The sequence below is a fragment of the Arthrobacter zhaoguopingii genome (genome assembly GCF_009828595.1).
GTDB lineage: Bacteria > Actinomycetota > Actinomycetes > Actinomycetales > Micrococcaceae > Arthrobacter_D > Arthrobacter_D zhaoguopingii.
The window spans coordinates 1-16,203 of record NZ_WPNY01000022.1; the positions used below are offsets into that span (position 1 = coordinate 1).

At 65.4% G+C, this 16,203-nt stretch carries 12 protein-coding genes; 10 read left to right on the plus strand and 2 right to left on the minus strand.

Going from position 1 to position 16,203, the window contains the following annotated elements; translation table 11 throughout:
* Positions 1-150, minus strand: a 150-nt coding sequence (locus GVV86_RS18815) for an ATP-binding cassette domain-containing protein (RefSeq protein WP_159803573.1), incomplete at its 3' end; no start/stop codon positions are given.
* Positions 151-261: 111 nt separating this feature from the next.
* On the opposite strand from GVV86_RS18815, the gene GVV86_RS17705 reads away from it, so the two are divergent.
* From GVV86_RS17705 to GVV86_RS17750, 10 genes are read left to right on the plus strand one after another with little or no spacing between them, the layout of a single operon-like run.
* Entirely contained in the window at positions 262-1,653 is a 1,392-nt protein-coding gene (locus GVV86_RS17705; protein ID WP_159803574.1) for a serine hydrolase domain-containing protein, read from the plus strand.
* Positions 1,654-1,673: 20 nt separating this feature from the next.
* Positions 1,674-3,242: an ABC transporter substrate-binding protein gene (locus tag GVV86_RS17710; RefSeq protein WP_159803575.1), complete on the plus strand. Its 1,569-nt coding sequence runs from the start codon at positions 1,674-1,676 to the stop codon at positions 3,240-3,242.
* A 2-nt stretch (positions 3,243-3,244) separates the two neighbouring features.
* Positions 3,245-4,216 carry an ABC transporter permease gene (locus GVV86_RS17715; RefSeq protein WP_159620500.1) on the plus strand — a complete coding sequence of 324 codons (972 nt, stop codon included), beginning with the start codon at positions 3,245-3,247 and terminating at the stop codon, positions 4,214-4,216.
* Positions 4,217-4,264: 48 nt separating this feature from the next.
* Entirely contained in the window at positions 4,265-6,169 is a 1,905-nt protein-coding gene (locus GVV86_RS17720; protein WP_201291519.1) for a dipeptide/oligopeptide/nickel ABC transporter permease/ATP-binding protein, read from the plus strand.
* Positions 6,166-7,188 (plus strand): ABC transporter ATP-binding protein, encoded by a 1,023-nt coding sequence (locus tag GVV86_RS17725; RefSeq protein WP_159803576.1) that lies wholly within the window; start codon positions 6,166-6,168, stop codon positions 7,186-7,188. The genes GVV86_RS17720 and GVV86_RS17725 overlap by 4 nt, the downstream gene beginning before the upstream one ends.
* Positions 7,189-7,226: 38 nt before the next feature.
* Positions 7,227-10,544, plus strand: a complete 3,318-nt coding sequence (locus GVV86_RS17730; RefSeq protein WP_246670043.1) for a serine hydrolase — start codon at positions 7,227-7,229, stop codon at positions 10,542-10,544.
* A gap of 2 nt (positions 10,545-10,546) precedes the next feature.
* Positions 10,547-11,713 (plus strand): M20 family metallopeptidase, encoded by a 1,167-nt coding sequence (locus GVV86_RS17735; protein WP_246670044.1) that lies wholly within the window; start codon positions 10,547-10,549, stop codon positions 11,711-11,713.
* Positions 11,710-12,600 carry a GNAT family N-acetyltransferase gene (locus GVV86_RS17740; protein ID WP_159803578.1) on the plus strand — a complete coding sequence of 297 codons (891 nt, stop codon included), beginning with the start codon at positions 11,710-11,712 and terminating at the stop codon, positions 12,598-12,600. The genes GVV86_RS17735 and GVV86_RS17740 overlap by 4 nt, the downstream gene beginning before the upstream one ends.
* Positions 12,597-13,700, plus strand: coding sequence for an o-succinylbenzoate synthase (gene menC / locus GVV86_RS17745; RefSeq protein WP_159803579.1), 1,104 nt, complete (start codon positions 12,597-12,599; stop codon positions 13,698-13,700). Before GVV86_RS17740 ends, menC begins: the two co-directional genes overlap by 4 nt.
* Positions 13,701-13,709: 9 nt before the next feature.
* Positions 13,710-15,374 (plus strand): PucR family transcriptional regulator, encoded by a 1,665-nt coding sequence (locus GVV86_RS17750; RefSeq protein WP_159803580.1) that lies wholly within the window; start codon positions 13,710-13,712, stop codon positions 15,372-15,374.
* Positions 15,375-15,415: 41 nt separating this feature from the next.
* Here GVV86_RS17750 and GVV86_RS17755 read toward each other — a convergent pair whose 3' ends face one another.
* Positions 15,416-16,093, minus strand: a complete 678-nt coding sequence (locus GVV86_RS17755; RefSeq protein ID WP_159803581.1) for a M48 family metalloprotease — start codon at positions 16,091-16,093, stop codon at positions 15,416-15,418.
* Positions 16,094-16,203: the final 110 nt, after the last annotated feature.

Here is a 16,203-nt window from a genome sequence, read left to right on the forward strand (position 1 = left end):
GGTGGTCTTCCCGGCGCCGTTGGGCCCGAGCAGGCCCGTGATCCGGCCGGCGCCGACGCTGAAGCTCACATCCTCGACCCGGCGGACACCCCGGAAGGACTTCGAAAGGCGCTCAACCAGGAGGGGTTCATTCTCTTGCGTGGTCCCCATCGGGCGATTCCGATTCGGCCATTTGCGCCTTGTACGAACAAACGAAATATAGGTGGAAATCCGTTGGATGGACCGAAAGTTCCATCGCTTGGCAAACCTACACTGAACCGCATGACAACACTTGCCGATATCAGCCACTGGATCGACGAACGCCTGGCCACCCTCGCGGAGCAGTACAACGTCCCCGCCGTTTCGGTGGCTGTCTACGCCGACGGAGAGGTGATCGACCGTTCCGCGGGCATCCTCAATCTCTCCACCGGGGTCGAGGCCACCACCGACAGCGTGTTCCAGATCGGATCGATCACCAAACTGTGGACGGCGACTCTGGTCATGCAGCTTGCCGACGAGGGCCTGGTCGATATCGACCGACCCGTCCGCGAGTACCTCCCGGAGTTCCAGCTCGGAGACGATGCAGCCGCCGCTGTCATCACCACCCGTCAGTTACTGAGCCACACCGCCGGGTTCGAAGGCGATATCTTCACCGACACCGGCCGCAATGATGACGCGGTCAAGTTGCTCATCGCCGGCCTCGGCGACGTCCCGCAGCTCTTCCCGCCGGGCGAACAGTTCTCCTACAACAACGCCGGCTACTGCGTCCTGGGCCGGCTGGTGGAGGTCCTCAGGGACAAGCCGTTCAGCACCGCACTGCGCGATCACCTGATCACGCCGCTGGGGCTGGCACACGCGTCGACCGACGCCGATGAGGCGATCATGTTCCGGGCCGCGGTGGGCCACGTCCAGCCCGAGGCCGGCGCGGCGTACGTTCCCGCGCCATTTTGGGCACTGGCTTACTCCAACGCTCCTGCCGGTTCGATGCTGACGATGCGGGCACGCGACCTGATCACTTTCGCCAGGATGCAAATGAACGGTGGTGCCGCCGATGACGGGACCGTTGTGCTCTTACCCGGAGCGGTCTCCGCCATGCAGGAACGTCAGGTGGAGCTGCCCTACTTTGGCCTTCTCGGCGATGCATGGGGCCTGGGCTGGGAGATCTACGATACGCCCAATGGTGAGATCATCGGTCATGACGGCACCACGCTCGGGCAGAGTTCTTTCCTCCGGATCGCCCCGAAACAGGGTGTCGCCGTCGCCCTCCTGACGAACGGAGGTGAACCGTTCGGTCTCTACCACGAGATGATGGCGCACATCCTCTCGGAGCTCGCCGACGTTGAATTCCCGCCCATGCCGGTGCCCCCGTCCGAGCCGAAGACCATCGACCCGGAGCGTTTCCTCGGCACGTACAGCACCCGGCTGTATGACCTCGATGTCACCCAGGATGAAGAGGGCCGGGTGTGGATGACCACCACGGCGACGGACGCCGGAGAGGAATCAGGGGTGGACGCCGAGACCACCGAGTTGGTCTGGCTGAAGGAAGACACCCTCATCCCGGTCGAGGGCCACCATGGCATGCACCTGCCCCACGCCTTCCTGGGCGATGACGGCACCGGCCGCGCGCAGTACCTGCACCTCGGCCGCGCAGTGCGCCGGACTGCCAGCAAATGAACAGGATGATCACTATGAGAATGGTCCGTATCACTGTCGGCGTTTCCGCCGCCGCTCTCGCTCTTGCGGGCTGCTCGAGCGAATCCCGTGAGGGTGAGATCGTTGATGGAGCCACATTCACCCTGGCAAGATCGGCCGATCCGGGTAATCTTGATCCGCAGGCCTCGGCCGCTGCTGACCTTTTCCAGTTCACTCAGTTCGCCTATGATCCACTGCTCAGCATCGATGCCGAGGGAGTTATCGGGAGTCAGCTCGCGAGCGAGTGGACGGTTGAAGGGAACACTGTCAGCCTGACCCTGAATGAGGGGATTACCTGTTCGGACGGCACGCCATTCACGGCGGTTGATGCCGCTGCAAACCTTTCCTGGGTTTCGGACCCGGCGAACGAAAGCCCGTGGCTCGGCGTATTAATTCCGTCCGGTGCTACTGCATCCGCTGACAGCGATACCGCTCTCACGATCGAGCTCGCGGGTCCAGCGCCGTTTGTACTGAATGGATTGGCGGTGCTCCCCATGGTCTGCGGGAATGCCATCGAGGATCGCAGTGTGCTTGCGGCCGAAACGCATGGGACAGGGCCCTTCGTGCTCGCCGACTCGGCGCAGGGAGACAAATACACTTACGAGGTCAGGGACGACTACACCTGGGGTCCCGGGGGCGCCACGACCGCGGCCGAGGGGATGCCCGACGAGGTCGTGATCCGTGTGATCAGCAATGAAACTACGGCCACGAACCTGCTGCTTTCCGGCGAGCTGAATGCCGCGACCATTACCGGGCCGGACAGTGATCGACTCGAAGCCGCAGACCTTTTCTCTGCTGACACTTCGTCGATCGTAGGGGAGATGTGGTTCAACCAGTCCGCGGAGAGAGCGATGACTGACCCCAAGGTGCGGCTCGCCCTGTCACAGGCTCTCGACCTTGACCAGTTAAGGGGTGTAATCACCTCGGACAAGGGGGAAGCACCAACAGTGTTCGCCAACAATGAACCCGTCGCCTGCCCGGGTAACTCGATCGCGGAATTCCTGCCGGAACACGACCCTGACGCGGCAGCCGCACTGCTTGATGACGCGGGATGGGAAATGGGCTCGGGAGGGACCCGTTCCAAAGACGGTGTGCCGCTCGCGGTGACCCTTGTTCGGGATGCGGATTCCGGCGACGCCGGCAGCGCCGCGGCCCAACTCGTGGTGCAGGCCTGGACCGAACTCGGTGTCGAGGTCACCAGTGAGGCGAAGGAAGAATCTGTCCTCGCCGAAACCATTTTCAGCACGGGTGACTGGGACGTGGCCTGGGTGCCGCTGAACGTCAGCAGCCCCGACCAACTGGTCGGTTTTATGTCTGGTCCGTCGGCGCTGGACGGCGGCGCGAACTTCGCGCACATCGACAACCCGGATTACCTGGCAGCGGTGGAGAAAGCGAGCGCGCTGCTCGGATCGGATAGCTGCGAAGACTGGCTCACGGCGGAATCCGCACTCGTTCGCGATGCTGATGTGATCCCCTTCGCCAACCAGTTGTCGAAGACCTTCGGATCCGGTGCGACGTTCGAGTCCCTCGGAGCGGTTGCCCCGACGTCGATCCGGATGCTTGCGGAGTGACGATGACCGCCGGAGGCATGTGGACCGACTCGGTCCGGGTGAGGTATCTCGTCCGGCGCACCGGGCGACTGCTCGTCTCACTCCTGGTGCTCCTGACGGCAGCGTTCCTGATGATCCACGTCATCCCCGGCGATCCCGTGCGGGGGGCGCTCGGGCCGACAGCGCCAGCTGATCTTGTCGCAGCCCGGCGTGAGTCTCTCGGACTGAACGACCCGCTGGCGGTGCAGTACCTCAACTACCTTCGCCATCTGCTGGCCGGTGATCTCGGCACGTCGATGATCTCGGGGCTCCCGGTATCCGAGATGCTGGCGCAGCGACTTCCCGCGACGCTCAGCATCGCGCTGCTCGCCTTCGTGGGCGCCGTGGCAATCGCGGTGCCCCTCGGAGTCGGTTTCGGCGTCCTGACCCGGAACGGGCGGGCGCGCCGCGCCGAGCTCGGTTTCACGTCGGTCAGTTCAGTCCTCGGAACCATCCCGGAGTTCCTGTTCGCGGTCGGATTGGTCTATCTGTTCGGCGTGCAGTGGCAGATCCTGCCCGTCGCCGGACGCAGCGGACCGGAGTCCTATGTTCTTCCCGTTCTCTGCCTGGCGATCGGTCCGGCCGCGTTGCTCGCTAGAATCCTGCGCGTCGAGATGGTCGCGATCCTCACGGCCGACTTCATCCGGACTGCTCGAGCCAAACGCCTGCCGGCCCCGATCATCTACCTCCGCCACGCACTGCCGAACGCTCTGACCGCAACCCTGACCATCGGTGGACTGCTTCTCGGGTCGATGATCGCCGGGACCATACTGGTCGAGAGCGTCTTCGCCTGGCCGGGACTGGGCAGCACCATCGTCCAGTCGATTTTGACCAAGGACTATCCGGTGGCGCAAGGCATCGTGTTGTTCTACGGTGCGACGGTGCTCGTCCTGACCATGGTGGTCGATCTGATCCTTGCGGCGCTCGACCCGCGTTCCGCCATCGGGCAGAGCTGACCGATGGCTACCACTTCGATACCAGGCTCTGTGCCGGCGACGCGTGCGGTGAGCAGGTCGAGTGCATCGGCCCGCTGGCTTGCAGTGCTGCGTACCCCCGTGGGAGCGACCGCCGGGTTGCTCCTGATCGGGTTCCTCGCACTGTCGATCATCGCGCCACCCCTGTGGGGTGATGATGCAAACGCCGTCGATACCGACAGCATCCTGCAGGGGCCCAGCGCCGAGCACCTCGTGGGGACGGACAACCTCGGGCGGGATCTCTTCCTCCGGGTGCTCGTCGCTTCTGCCAGCTCCATCCAACTCGCGCTGCTGGCCACCGGCCTCGCGGTGATGGCGGGAGTGATCCTCGGCTCTGTCCCCCTACTCGTTGGCCCACGGCTCGGGCGGCTCATCACCTCGGCCATCAACATCGCAATCGCGTTCCCCGGTCTCCTGCTCGCCTTGTTCTTCGCCGTCATCTTCGGCGTCGGATCCACAGGTGCCGTTCTGGCGATCGGTGCCGCCGGCGCACCGTCTTTCGCCCGACTCATGTTGACGCTGACCGCTTCCGTGATCGAACGGGACTACGTGTCCGCGGCGCGCATCGCGGGCGTCGGACGCGTGCGGATACTCCTGCGTCATGTGTTGCCCAATATCGGTGAACCCTTGGTCGTCAATGCCACCATCGGCGCCGGCGGCGCACTCCTGGCCTTCGCCAGTCTGTCCTTCTTGGGCCTTGGAGTGCAGCCGCCCGCTTATGACTGGGGTCAGCTGCTTAACACCGGGCTCAACAGTATCTACCGGAACCCGGCGGCGGCGTTCGCCCCAGGGATCGCGGTCGTGCTCGCCGGGCTCGCCTTCAACATGCTGGGCGAGTCCATCGCGCAGATCATCGGGGCACCCACGATCAGGAGCGGGTCACGCACTCATCGACGACGCGAGCTTCGGGCGGCGAGCCACCCGCTCCCTCCCGAGGAATCGCGTTCCACCACGTCGGATCGGGTGCTCGACGTGGTCGATCTGTCCGTGACGTTTCCCGGTGCCGACGGACCGGTCCGCCCCGTACGAGGAATCAACCTGACCGTCCAGCGTGGCGAGGCTGTTGGTATCGTCGGGGAGTCGGGATCGGGCAAGTCCCTGACCGCTCTCGCCATCGCCCGGCTCATTGAAGAGCCAGGGCAGGTTGACGCCGAACGTCTCGAATTCCTCGGCGTTGATCTCCTGAGCGGCAGTGAACGGGAGCACCGCGATCTGCTCGGCACCTCACTGGCAGTGGTGTTCCAGGATCCGATGACCTCCTTCAACCCGACCCAGCGCATGGGTCGGCAACTCGCCGAGGTCGCCGAGCAGCATCAGGGAATGAACCGCCGCCACGCACTTCTGCGCGCGATCGACCGCCTTCGTGCGGTGCGGGTGCCGACGCCCGCACTTCGGGCACAGCAGTATCCGCATCAGTTCTCGGGCGGGATGCGACAGCGTGCGATGATCGGTATGGGCCTGATGGGCAGCCCCGCCCTGATCATCGCCGATGAACCCACGACGGCCCTGGATCCGACAGTGCAGCAGCAGGTGCTGCGGCTCCTGGCGTCCATCCGCCGCGCTGATGACGTGGCGATCCTGTTGATCAGCCACGACGTCTCGGTGGTCGCCGAACTCTGCGGCCGGGTGGTCGTCATGTATGCGGGGCAGATCGTGGAGGACCTCCCGGCCGCCGAATTGACGACGAGGGCCCGCCACCCGTACACCCGGGCGCTGATCGCCGCGGTGCCCACCATGCGCACGGACCTCGGAATGCCGTTGAACGCGATTCCCGGCCTGCCCGTCGATCCTGCCCATGTTCCGGTCGGCTGCCCCTACTCGGCCCGCTGCCCACGTGCCGACGATCACTGCCGCGATGAGGATCCACCGCTGGTCGCGGATGCGGCCGGTCGCCGGGTTGCGTGCTGGCACGCGGATGAACTGGAGGAATCATGAGTGAATTGTGCTTCTCTGACGTTTCGATCCGCTTCGGCGGTGTCCGTCACGGACTGACGGCGGTCGACCACGCGAGTCTCACCGTGCCGGACAGCGGAATCGTCGGATTGGTCGGCGAATCCGGCTCCGGCAAGTCGACGCTTGCCCGGGCTGCTGTGGGTCTGGTGCCGCTGAGCGGGGGACGGATTGAGCTCAACGGCCGACCCCTGGCTCGCCGCGGTCCGGAAAGCAGACGCGTCCAGATGATCTTTCAGGATCCGTCGTCGGCCCTCAACCCGCGCATGTCGGTGGGTGAGAGCATCGCCGAGGCCTTTCCGCGTGGCTCGACGGCATCGACGCGCCGCGCTGAAGTGGCGCGGCTGCTCGAACTCGTCCATCTGGATCCGGCGCACGCCAAATCATCGCCCGCCCGGATGTCCGGTGGACAGCGGCAGCGGGTCGCGCTTGCGCGAGCACTGGCCAGCCGGCCCGAGGTGGTGATCGCGGACGAAATCACCTCCGCCCTGGATGTGTCCATTCAGGGCACCGTCATCAACGTACTTCGGGACCTGCAGCGCGAACTCGGCATCTCGGTGCTGTTCATCTCGCACAATCTGCCACTCGTCCGATACATGTCCGACTCTATCGCGGTGATGTACCTCGGTCGCATCGTGGAGCAGGGCCCGGCCGCGCAGATACTCGGTGCCGCGCAGCATCCGTACACCCGGGAGCTCCTCGCGGCCGTGCCAGATTCTTCCCGGCAAACCCAGCGGCAGGATGTCCAGGACTTCGTGGCCGATCCGGCCGTAGTGAGCGAACCCACCGATCCGGACCCTCTGCACAACGGTTGTCGATACCATTCCCGCTGCCCAGTGGGCCCATTGACGAATCCAGAGCGCGGCATCTGCCGCACCGAGGATCCATCTGAAGATCACGCCAATGAGGCTGCGTGCCACTTCGCAGAGCCTCGCACACCTACATCCACCGACGGAACGTCCGTTGCTGCCGCCGCTTCGACCAGCGTGAGGAAAACATTGTGACCCGCAGAATGCGCATAACCGACCTGACGGAACTTTCAGTGCCTGAACAGGCGGTGCTCTCACCCGACGGCGAGCAGATTGTCTATGTTCTGCGCACCTGTGATACCGATCGCGATCAGAACCTCCGTCGCCTGTGGACGGTAGGCGCCGCTTCGGGCGATGCCCACCAACTCACCAGGGGAACCTCCGACACCGCACCCGCCTGGGCGCCGGACGGCCGCCGGATCGCTTTCCTGCGCACCGTCGAAGGTACGGCACAGGTGTGGACACTCCCCGCGTCCGGTGGTGAGCCGGAGCAGCTCACCCGTTTGCCGCTGGGCGCCGGCACGCCGGTGTGGAGTCCCGACGGCACGAAGATCGCGTTCACTGCTTGGGCGGACGCCTTCGCCGGCCCCGGCGAGGATGCCGCAGTGCGCGCAGCACGCGACGCCGGCCCGGTGGTGATCAACCGCCTTGACTACAAGCTGGACGGGATCGGGCTGCTGCGCACCAGGCGCCGCCACGTGCACATCGTCGATGTGGCGACGGGTGTCACCCGACAGCTGACGAATGGTGACTGGGACGCGGGCGATCCTTCGTGGTCACCGGACGGCGCGAAGCTCGCGTTCCCGGCAAACCCAGGCGCTAGGAGCGATGTGACCCTGCGCACCGCAGCGTATGTGATCGACGCGACCGATGTGCGGGCCAAAGCCCGCGTCGCTGGGCTCGACGCCGGAACGGCGGGAGCGCTCCGGTGGACCGCCGACGGTGACGCGTTGTTGGTCGTCGGCCACCACGGGAAACCCCTCGGCAACGCGTCCCTGCTGAAGGTTCCGCTAGACGATGGCGCACCGGTCGACCTGTCAGGGCCACTCGACCGTAATGTGATGTCCGGCGGCGTCGGCTACCCCGGCGCGCACGTGCAGCTCACGGACGGCGGTGAGACGGCTCTGTTCTGCGCCCGGAACCGCGGCGCCACCCATCTGTACGCGGTAGGCACCCATGGCGGCATTCCGCGCCTGGTGCTCGGCGGGGACGGGCGTGTTGTCAGCGCCTTGTCGGTAGCGGGACGGCGGGCAGTAATGGTGCTCTCGACGCCGGAATCCTTCGGTGAAATCGTCACCGTCGATCTCGATACGGGCGAGGAGTCGATCCGCACCCACCATGGCGACACGCTCGCTGGCGTGCGTCTCTTTGCGCGCGAAGAGCGTTCATTCACCATCTCCGATGGAACCACGGTGGCGGCGTGGCTCGTCCACGACCCTGAGCAGAGCGGACCGCGGCCGCTGCTTCTCGACATCCACGGCGGTCCACACAATGCATGGAACGCCGCGGCTGACGAAATGCATCTCTACCAGCAGGAACTCGTTTCCCGAGGGTGGGCGGTGCTGCTCGTCAACCCACGCGGCAGTGACGGGTACGGTACGGAGTTTTTCACCGGTGTGCAGGCGAACTGGGGCGAGGCGGATTCAGCTGATCTCCTCGAACCGATCGATGCGCTGGTGGCCGAGAATTTTGCCGACCCCGCCCGACTGGCGGTCACCGGCTATAGCTACGGCGGGTACATGACCTGCTGGTTGACCGGTCGGGATCACCGCTTCTCCGCGGCGGTAGCGGGGGGTGTCGTGAGCGACATGGTGAGCATGCACGGCACCTGTGAGGACGCGCACCTTTCCAGTGAGACCGAAATGGGCGGGCCGTTCTGGGACCACCGTACCGGGTACGAGCGCATGTCCCCGCTCAGCCGCGTCCAGGACGTGCAGACCCCGACCCTGCTGCTCCACGGCACCGACGACGAGGTGTGCCCGGTCACGCAGGCCGAACAGTGGTTCGCTGCCCTGCGCGCGCGCGGCGTTGCGACCCAGATGGTGCTGTATCCAGGCGGCGGGCACGCATTCATCTTCGAAGGGCGGCCGTCACACCGGCTGGACTACAGCCGCCGCCTCACGGAGTGGGTCGAGCGCTACGCCGGCGACACGACGAGGACCGCGCGGCCACCGCTCGACGCCGCCCATTGGCAGCAACGCCTTGACGACCTCGCCGCCCGACACGGGGTCATCGGGGCCCAGTTCGGCATCCTCCGGACCGACCCGGCCCGCCCCGACGACCGGATCGCCGTGGCGACGGGGGTTCTCAACGTCGAAACGGGAGCGCCTGCGACGCCCGAGGCAGTGTTCCAGATCGGTTCGATCTCGAAAGTCTGGACGACGACCGTGGCGATGCAGCTGGTCGACGAGGGGCTCATCGGCCTCGATGCCCCGATCGTCGATGTGCTCCCCGAACTGAAGCTCAGCGACGCGGCTGCCAATGCACAGGTGAGCCTGCGTCACCTGCTGACGCATACGAGCGGTATCGACGGGGACCTCTTCACCGACACCGGCCGCGGTGATGACGCGCTCAAGCAATATGTCGCGCTCCTTGCCGACCTCGGTCAGAACCACCCGATCGGTGCGACCTGGTCCTACTGCAATTCCGGATTCTCGCTCATCGGTCGCGTCATCGAAAAGATCACCGGCTTGACCTGGGACGCCGCGATGCGTGAGCGGCTTTTCGAGCCTCTGGGCCTCGATCGAACCGGGACCCTTCCGGAAGAAGCATTGCTGAACTCCGCCGCCGTCGGCCACACCACCCAGCCGGACACAGCACCGGCACTCGCGCCGGAATGGATGCTGCCGCGATCGTTGGGCCCTGCCGGACTCATCACCACGGATGTGGCAGACGCGCTGTCGTTCGCGCGGATGCACCTCTCGGCTGGAGCAGCTGCCGATGGCACCCAGGTGCTCAGTGCGGAGAGTGTCGCCGCGATGGCGGCGTGGGAAACCGACCTGCCCGACCACCACACCCTCGGGGACTCCTGGGGGTTGGGTTGGATCCGCTATCTCTGGGACGGTCACCGCGTGGTCGGCCACGACGGCGCAACGATCGGGCAAGGGGCGTTCCTTCGGTTGCTGCCGGAGCAAGGGCTCGCCGTCGTGCTGCACACCAACGGCGGTCCCGCGCGGGACCTCGCGGACGACCTCCTGCGTGAGGTGTTCGCTGATGTCGCCGATGTTGCCGTGCCCCTCGCACTCGCCCCTCCTCAAGGGGAGGTCGATATCGACATCACACCGTACGTCGGCACCTATGCGCGTGAGTCGGTGCGGGTGGAGGTGTTTGCCGGGGATGATGGTCCCCGGCTGAGGACCACAGTCCTCGGGCCCCTTGCTGCCCTCACGCCCGACCCGACCGAGGAGTTCGCCCTCGTCCCTGTTGCGGCAGACCTGTTCGTCATGCGTGCTCCTGAGAGCGAGACCTGGACGCCGGTGACCTTCTACTCACTTCCCACCGGGGAGCCTTATGTGCACTTCGGTGCCCGTGCCACGCCGAGAGTGGGCTGACGGTGGAGACCGGGTTCCGCCGGCTGACCGCCGAGGCACTCCCGCTGATCCTCGCCGACATCGAGGAGCTGGTGCGATGCGAGTCGCCTTCCCTCGACAGGGATGCCGGCCTCCGCAGCGCCGATATGGTCGCCCGCATCGGCGAGCTGCGGCTCGGCAGCCGCGCCGAACGCCTCGGGGGCGGGGCGCACCAGCACCTCCGCTGGCGGTTCGGTAACGGGCCCGGCCGGGTGCTGGTGCTCGGTCACCACGACACGGTCTGGCCGCTCGGATCACTCAAAGCGCACCCGTTTTCGGTACTGGATGAGATCGTTCGGGGGCCAGGCTGCTTTGATATGAAGACCGGCGTCGCGATGGCTTTCCACGCGGTGGCGGCTCTTGCGGAGACCGACGGCGTCACCGTGCTGATCACCGGCGATGAGGAACTCGGGTCGCCCAGCTCCCGCGCTCTGATCGAGGACGAGGCTCGTGGATGTGACGCCGTGTTCGTGCTCGAGGGGTCCGCCGACGGCGGAGCACTCAAGACCGCGCGCAAGGGTGTCTCGATCTACCAGCTGCACGCAATCGGGCTCGCAGCCCACGCGGGCCTGGAGCCGGAGGCAGGCATCAATGCCGCCGTGGAGCTCGCCCACCAGGTCATCGCCATTGCAGCTCTCGGTGATGACCGGCTCGGAACCTCGGTGACCCCGACGATGCTCGCGGCCGGCACCACGACGAACACTGTTCCCGCACTGGGGTCGATAGCCGTCGATGTGCGCATGTGGACCGCAGCCGAGCAGCAGCGGGTCGATGCTGACATCCGGGCGCTCGGGCCCGTCGTCGAAGGAGCCCGTATCGAGGTGTCCGGCGGTCCTAATCGTCCGCCCTTGGAAGAGACGGCGTCCGCCGGACTGTTTCACCGGGCCGTAGCGATCGCCGATGACCTGGGTCTCCCGGCGCCGCGCCCCGCGGCGGTCGGTGGCGCGTCGGACGGCAACTTCACGGCCGGGCTGGGCGTGCCGACCCTCGACGGACTCGGCGCGGTCGGGGGTGGAGCGCATGCCGATCACGAGCACGTCGTGGTCGGTGAGATCTGTGACCGCACCACGTTGCTCGCGGCGCTCATGGCAGATGTCCTCCGGGCATCCCATCCCTCAGGCACGGCGTTGGCGACGGGGGTCGCCCCGTGATTGAGACCGAGAACGCCGTCGCGGCTGCAGCCCGTGCTGCTGTCAGATCTGCGACCGACGCGGGGGTGACAGTGCGCGAGCTTACCGACCGGGGTGACCTGAACGCCGTCGTGTCGCTGTTCAGCGAGGTGTGGGGGCGCGCGAGTAATCCGCCCGTGACCGTTGAGCTGCTCAGAGCGTTCGCGAAGGCCGGGAACTATATCGGCGGGGCATATGACGGTGGTGTGCTCCTCGGTGCGTCCGTAGCGTTCTCGGCTGCTGAGCGCTCCGTGCTGCATAGCCATATCGCGGGCGTTTCCGGCGCTTCGCGTGGTCGCAGCGTCGGGTTTGCCCTTAAGCTTCACCAGCGTGCGTGGGCAATCTCTCGCCGGTTCTCGGAGATCGCCTGGACGTTCGATCCGCTGGTCAGCCGGAACGCCTACTTCAACATGGTCAAGCTCGCGGCAGAGCCGGTGGAGTACCTGCCGGACTTTTACGGCGACATGCGGGACGGCATCAACGGTGCTGATGCCTCTGACCGCCTGCTCGTGCGCTGGGTGCTGGATGCCCCGCAGGTGATCGCGGCGATCTCCGGAAGAGCAGTACGCGGTGATGCTGGACTGGAGCGCCGCCACGGTGCAGTAGAGGTGCTCGGCGTGTCGTCGTCGGGCCACCCGGTCCCGGGTGAGGGCCACGGCCCGGTATCGCTTGTCGCGGTGCCTCCCGACATCCAGACCCTGCGGGCCACCGACCCGCCGCTCGCGACTCAGTGGCGCAGTGCCGTGCGTGACGCGCTCGGCGGACTCATGGCCGCCGGGCACCGGGTCAGCGACTTTGATCGCGCCGGTTGGTACATCCTCCGTCACCCCGACCCAGACATGACATCCCCCGAAAGGACTCCATCGTGAAAATCACTGGCGTGGAACTACGGCATATCGCCATGCCCCTGGTAGCGCCGTTCCGAACGTCGTTCGGCACTGCAACCTCGCGCGAAGCGCTGCTCCTTCGCGTAGTCACCGACGAAAGCGAGGGTTGGGGCGAGTGTGTCGCGATGGCCCAACCGTTGTACTCCTCCGAGTACGTCGACGGTGCCGCCGACGCGCTGAGACGATTCCTCATCCCGATGATCCTGAACCAACCGGAGGTCGACGGCCCTGGCGTCGCCGAGGCGCTCGCTCCGGTTCAGGGCCACCGGATGGCCAAGGCGGCGCTGGAGATGGGGGTGCTCGATGCCGAACTGCGAGCCGCCGGCCGGCCCTTCGCCCGGGAGTTGGGCGCAACCCGCGACCGGGTTCCGTGTGGTGTATCCGTGGGCATCATGGACTCCATCCCGGCCCTGCTCGACGCCGTGGACGACTACCTCGGCCAGGGCTACCAGCGCATCAAGCTCAAGATTGAGCCGGGGTGGGACATCATGCCCGTGCAGGCGGTGCGTGAGCGGTTCGGCGACGTGTTGCTCCAGGTCGACGCCAATACCGCATACACGCTTGCGGATGCGCGCCATCTGGCCAAACTGGATCCGTTCGATCTGCTGCTGATCGAACAGCCTTTCGACGAGCTCGACATCGTGGGCCACGCCGATCTCGCCCGGCTGATCTCCACCCCCGTATGCCTCGACGAGTCGATCACCTCAGCGCAGACGGCTGCCGCCGCGCTGCGTCTTGGGGCCTGCTCGATCATCAACATCAAGCCGGGACGGGTTGGCGGGTACCTTGAAGCCCGGAAGATTCACGACCTGTGCGTTGCAAACGGCGTGCCCGTCTGGTGTGGAGGGATGCTCGAAACCGGTCTTGGACGAGCAGCCAATATAGCGCTCGCGGCGCTTCCGGGTTTCGTTCTGCCCGGTGACATATCGGGATCCAACCGCTTCTACTCGACGGACATCACGGCCCCATTCATCCTTGATGACGGGTATCTGCGGGTACCCACCGGCCACGGGCTCGGGGTGGAGCCGATTGCTGACGAACTCAACGCGGTCACCGTGGCAACAGAGTGGGTGTCGGCCTAGACTTCCCGAATGACAATGCGACTTCATGCAAGCCTGGGTAGGGTGCTCGATGACTTGGGTGGGACGCTACTCATGCCCGCATACGGTGAGATTGACGCGGCGCGCGCAGTCGGTGGCGTCATCATCCACGACGCCTTCGATGAGACGTACCTTCCTCCCCGCGCGCTCGTGCTCGGTGTCGGAGTCGCTGACTCTCAGGAAATCATCAAGCTGCTCGGTGAACTGCGATCCGCAGACGCGGCCGGCCTGATCCTGCGTGCTCCTCTTCCCGCTGATGCGGCGGTCAGGGAGGCAGTGGTGCGATCTGGAGTTCCGCTCCTGACGCTTACCCGTGGCGCTTCCTGGGATCAGCTGGCGGCAATGCTCAGATCGATACTCGCGGAGGGCGACGTCGGCGCGTCGAACCATGAGTCGGTCGGAGGGATTCCAGCGGGAGACCTGTTCGCGCTGGCGAACGCCATCGCGGCGCTTGTCAACGCACCGATCACGATTGAGGATCGGAATTCTCAGGTGGTGGCGTTCTCGGGGGGTCAGCATGAAACGGACCAGGGCAGAATCGAGACAGTCCTTGGGCGGCAGGTTCCTGAGCGGTACATGAAGGTCCTTACCGAGCGTGGAGTATTTCGCGACCTCTACAACAGCACTTCGCCGGTGCGAGTCGATTCTGTCCCCACGGAAGATGGGAGCCCATCGATACCGCGAACCGCTGTCGCCGTCCGTGCGGGCGATGAAATTCTGGGCTCGATCTGGGCGGCGACGCCACAGCAGATGAACGCCGAGCACCTTGAGAGCCTTCAGGACGCCGCTAAGGTGGTCGCCCTCCACTTGCTCCGTTTGCGCGCTGGTGCTGATGTGGAGCGAAAGATAAAGGTCGACTTGGTCAGCACCGCACTCGAGGGCGGGTCAAATGCACGAGAAGCCCTCCACCGTCTCGGGTTGGCGGACGAGCCGGTATTGGTGCTGGCGCTTTCCCTCAAGGACGATGACGGAACGGCCACCCCCCAGATCTCGGCCGCGCTGACCGGCGAGAGCCAACGGCTCAGCAATGCGTTCGCCATGCACCTCAGCGCCGCACTTCCAAGCGCATCTTCAGCGCTACTCGGCCGGGTCTGTTACGGACTCATCCCCGCCCCCGGGACGGCCAATGAAAGCGAGCGGCGGGCCGAACGCATCGCGGCCAATTTCCTCGAACGGCTCGGCGGCCGCTTCAATGCTGCAATCGGGATCGGCGCGGTGGTCGAGATCTCCCACATCAGCCACGCAAGGATGTCCGCTGATCGTGCCCTCCGGGTAGCGAGCCACGGGCGAACCGGAACGAATGTCGCCCGGATTGCAGACGTTCAGATGGACGCGCTCATCCTTGAATTACGCGACCTTCTCACCGCACGGGGGGACCGACCGAGTGGCCCTCTCGCTCGACTGATCAGGCACGAGGGCGGCCAGGACGGAGTTCTCCTGCGTACCCTCCACTCCTGGCTTGACGCGTTTGGGGATGTCGCGACCGCAGCGGCTTCAATGTCGGTGCATCCAAACACATTCCGATATCGGCTCAAGAGAGCAGTCGACTTGAGCGGAATCGACCTTACCGATGGCAACGCTCGTTTCCTCGCCATGCTGGAGCTGCGAGTTCTGCTCCGCGATGAGGGGCACACCTCGCCGGCGCCGCGCCGGTAACGAAAACCCGGTTGTGGCTCCTGATCATCGTCTGCTGCTGGTCATTGGGTGTCGCGGGACAGTGCTGCTTGCATGGTTTGGAGCCTCGTGGATCGGTAGGGGCGGGTACGAAAGAGGAAGGACACTCTTCGCGTCAGGGTCATGGGCCCTGTTGCTTCCGGTTTGTCTGCTTCCCACAAGTCGAACAATTCACGTGCGCCTGTCAGCTCTGGGTCATGGCGTAGAGCAAACACGTCAGCGCGCATCTTCCCTTCCCGACTCATCGCGCACGCCATAAGCAACCAAACACCCAGGGTGACCAAGCCGATCACCAAGGTGGCGACCCCACCAAACGAGCTGGCGTTGAAGTAGCCCGCGAGGACAGCCGCTAAAAAGCCCCCCAACATCAGCACTCCCGCGAGGGAGAAAACCGCTATGAGCACGCGGGTTCTTTTCGCGAACCACGCCGCGTCCGCGAGATGCCCGAGCTCGTGCGCGAGCAGGAAGGTCCGTCCCTCGAGGGACAGCTCACGTATGGCGCGCTCAGTGACTTCGATCGTGGGCACGCCTTTGGGCGTGGTGAAGTGGGTGTCGGCCCGCAAGGGGCCTGGCTCCACGGACTGGACAATGCTGACTTCTGGGACCTGCAGGCCCTCCTCACCACTGATACGCGCCACCTGGATGCGGGCGGCTTCCTGGAGCTCGTCGTATCCGTCGATGACGTAGCGATCACGAGACATATCTATCCAGGTCCTAACCGGTTCAGTGCCCGATACAGAGGGGTCCGTCGATGTTGAAGCGTCGGACCACTTCGATCTTGGGTACGTCCTTGGACATGGGGATGGTGCGT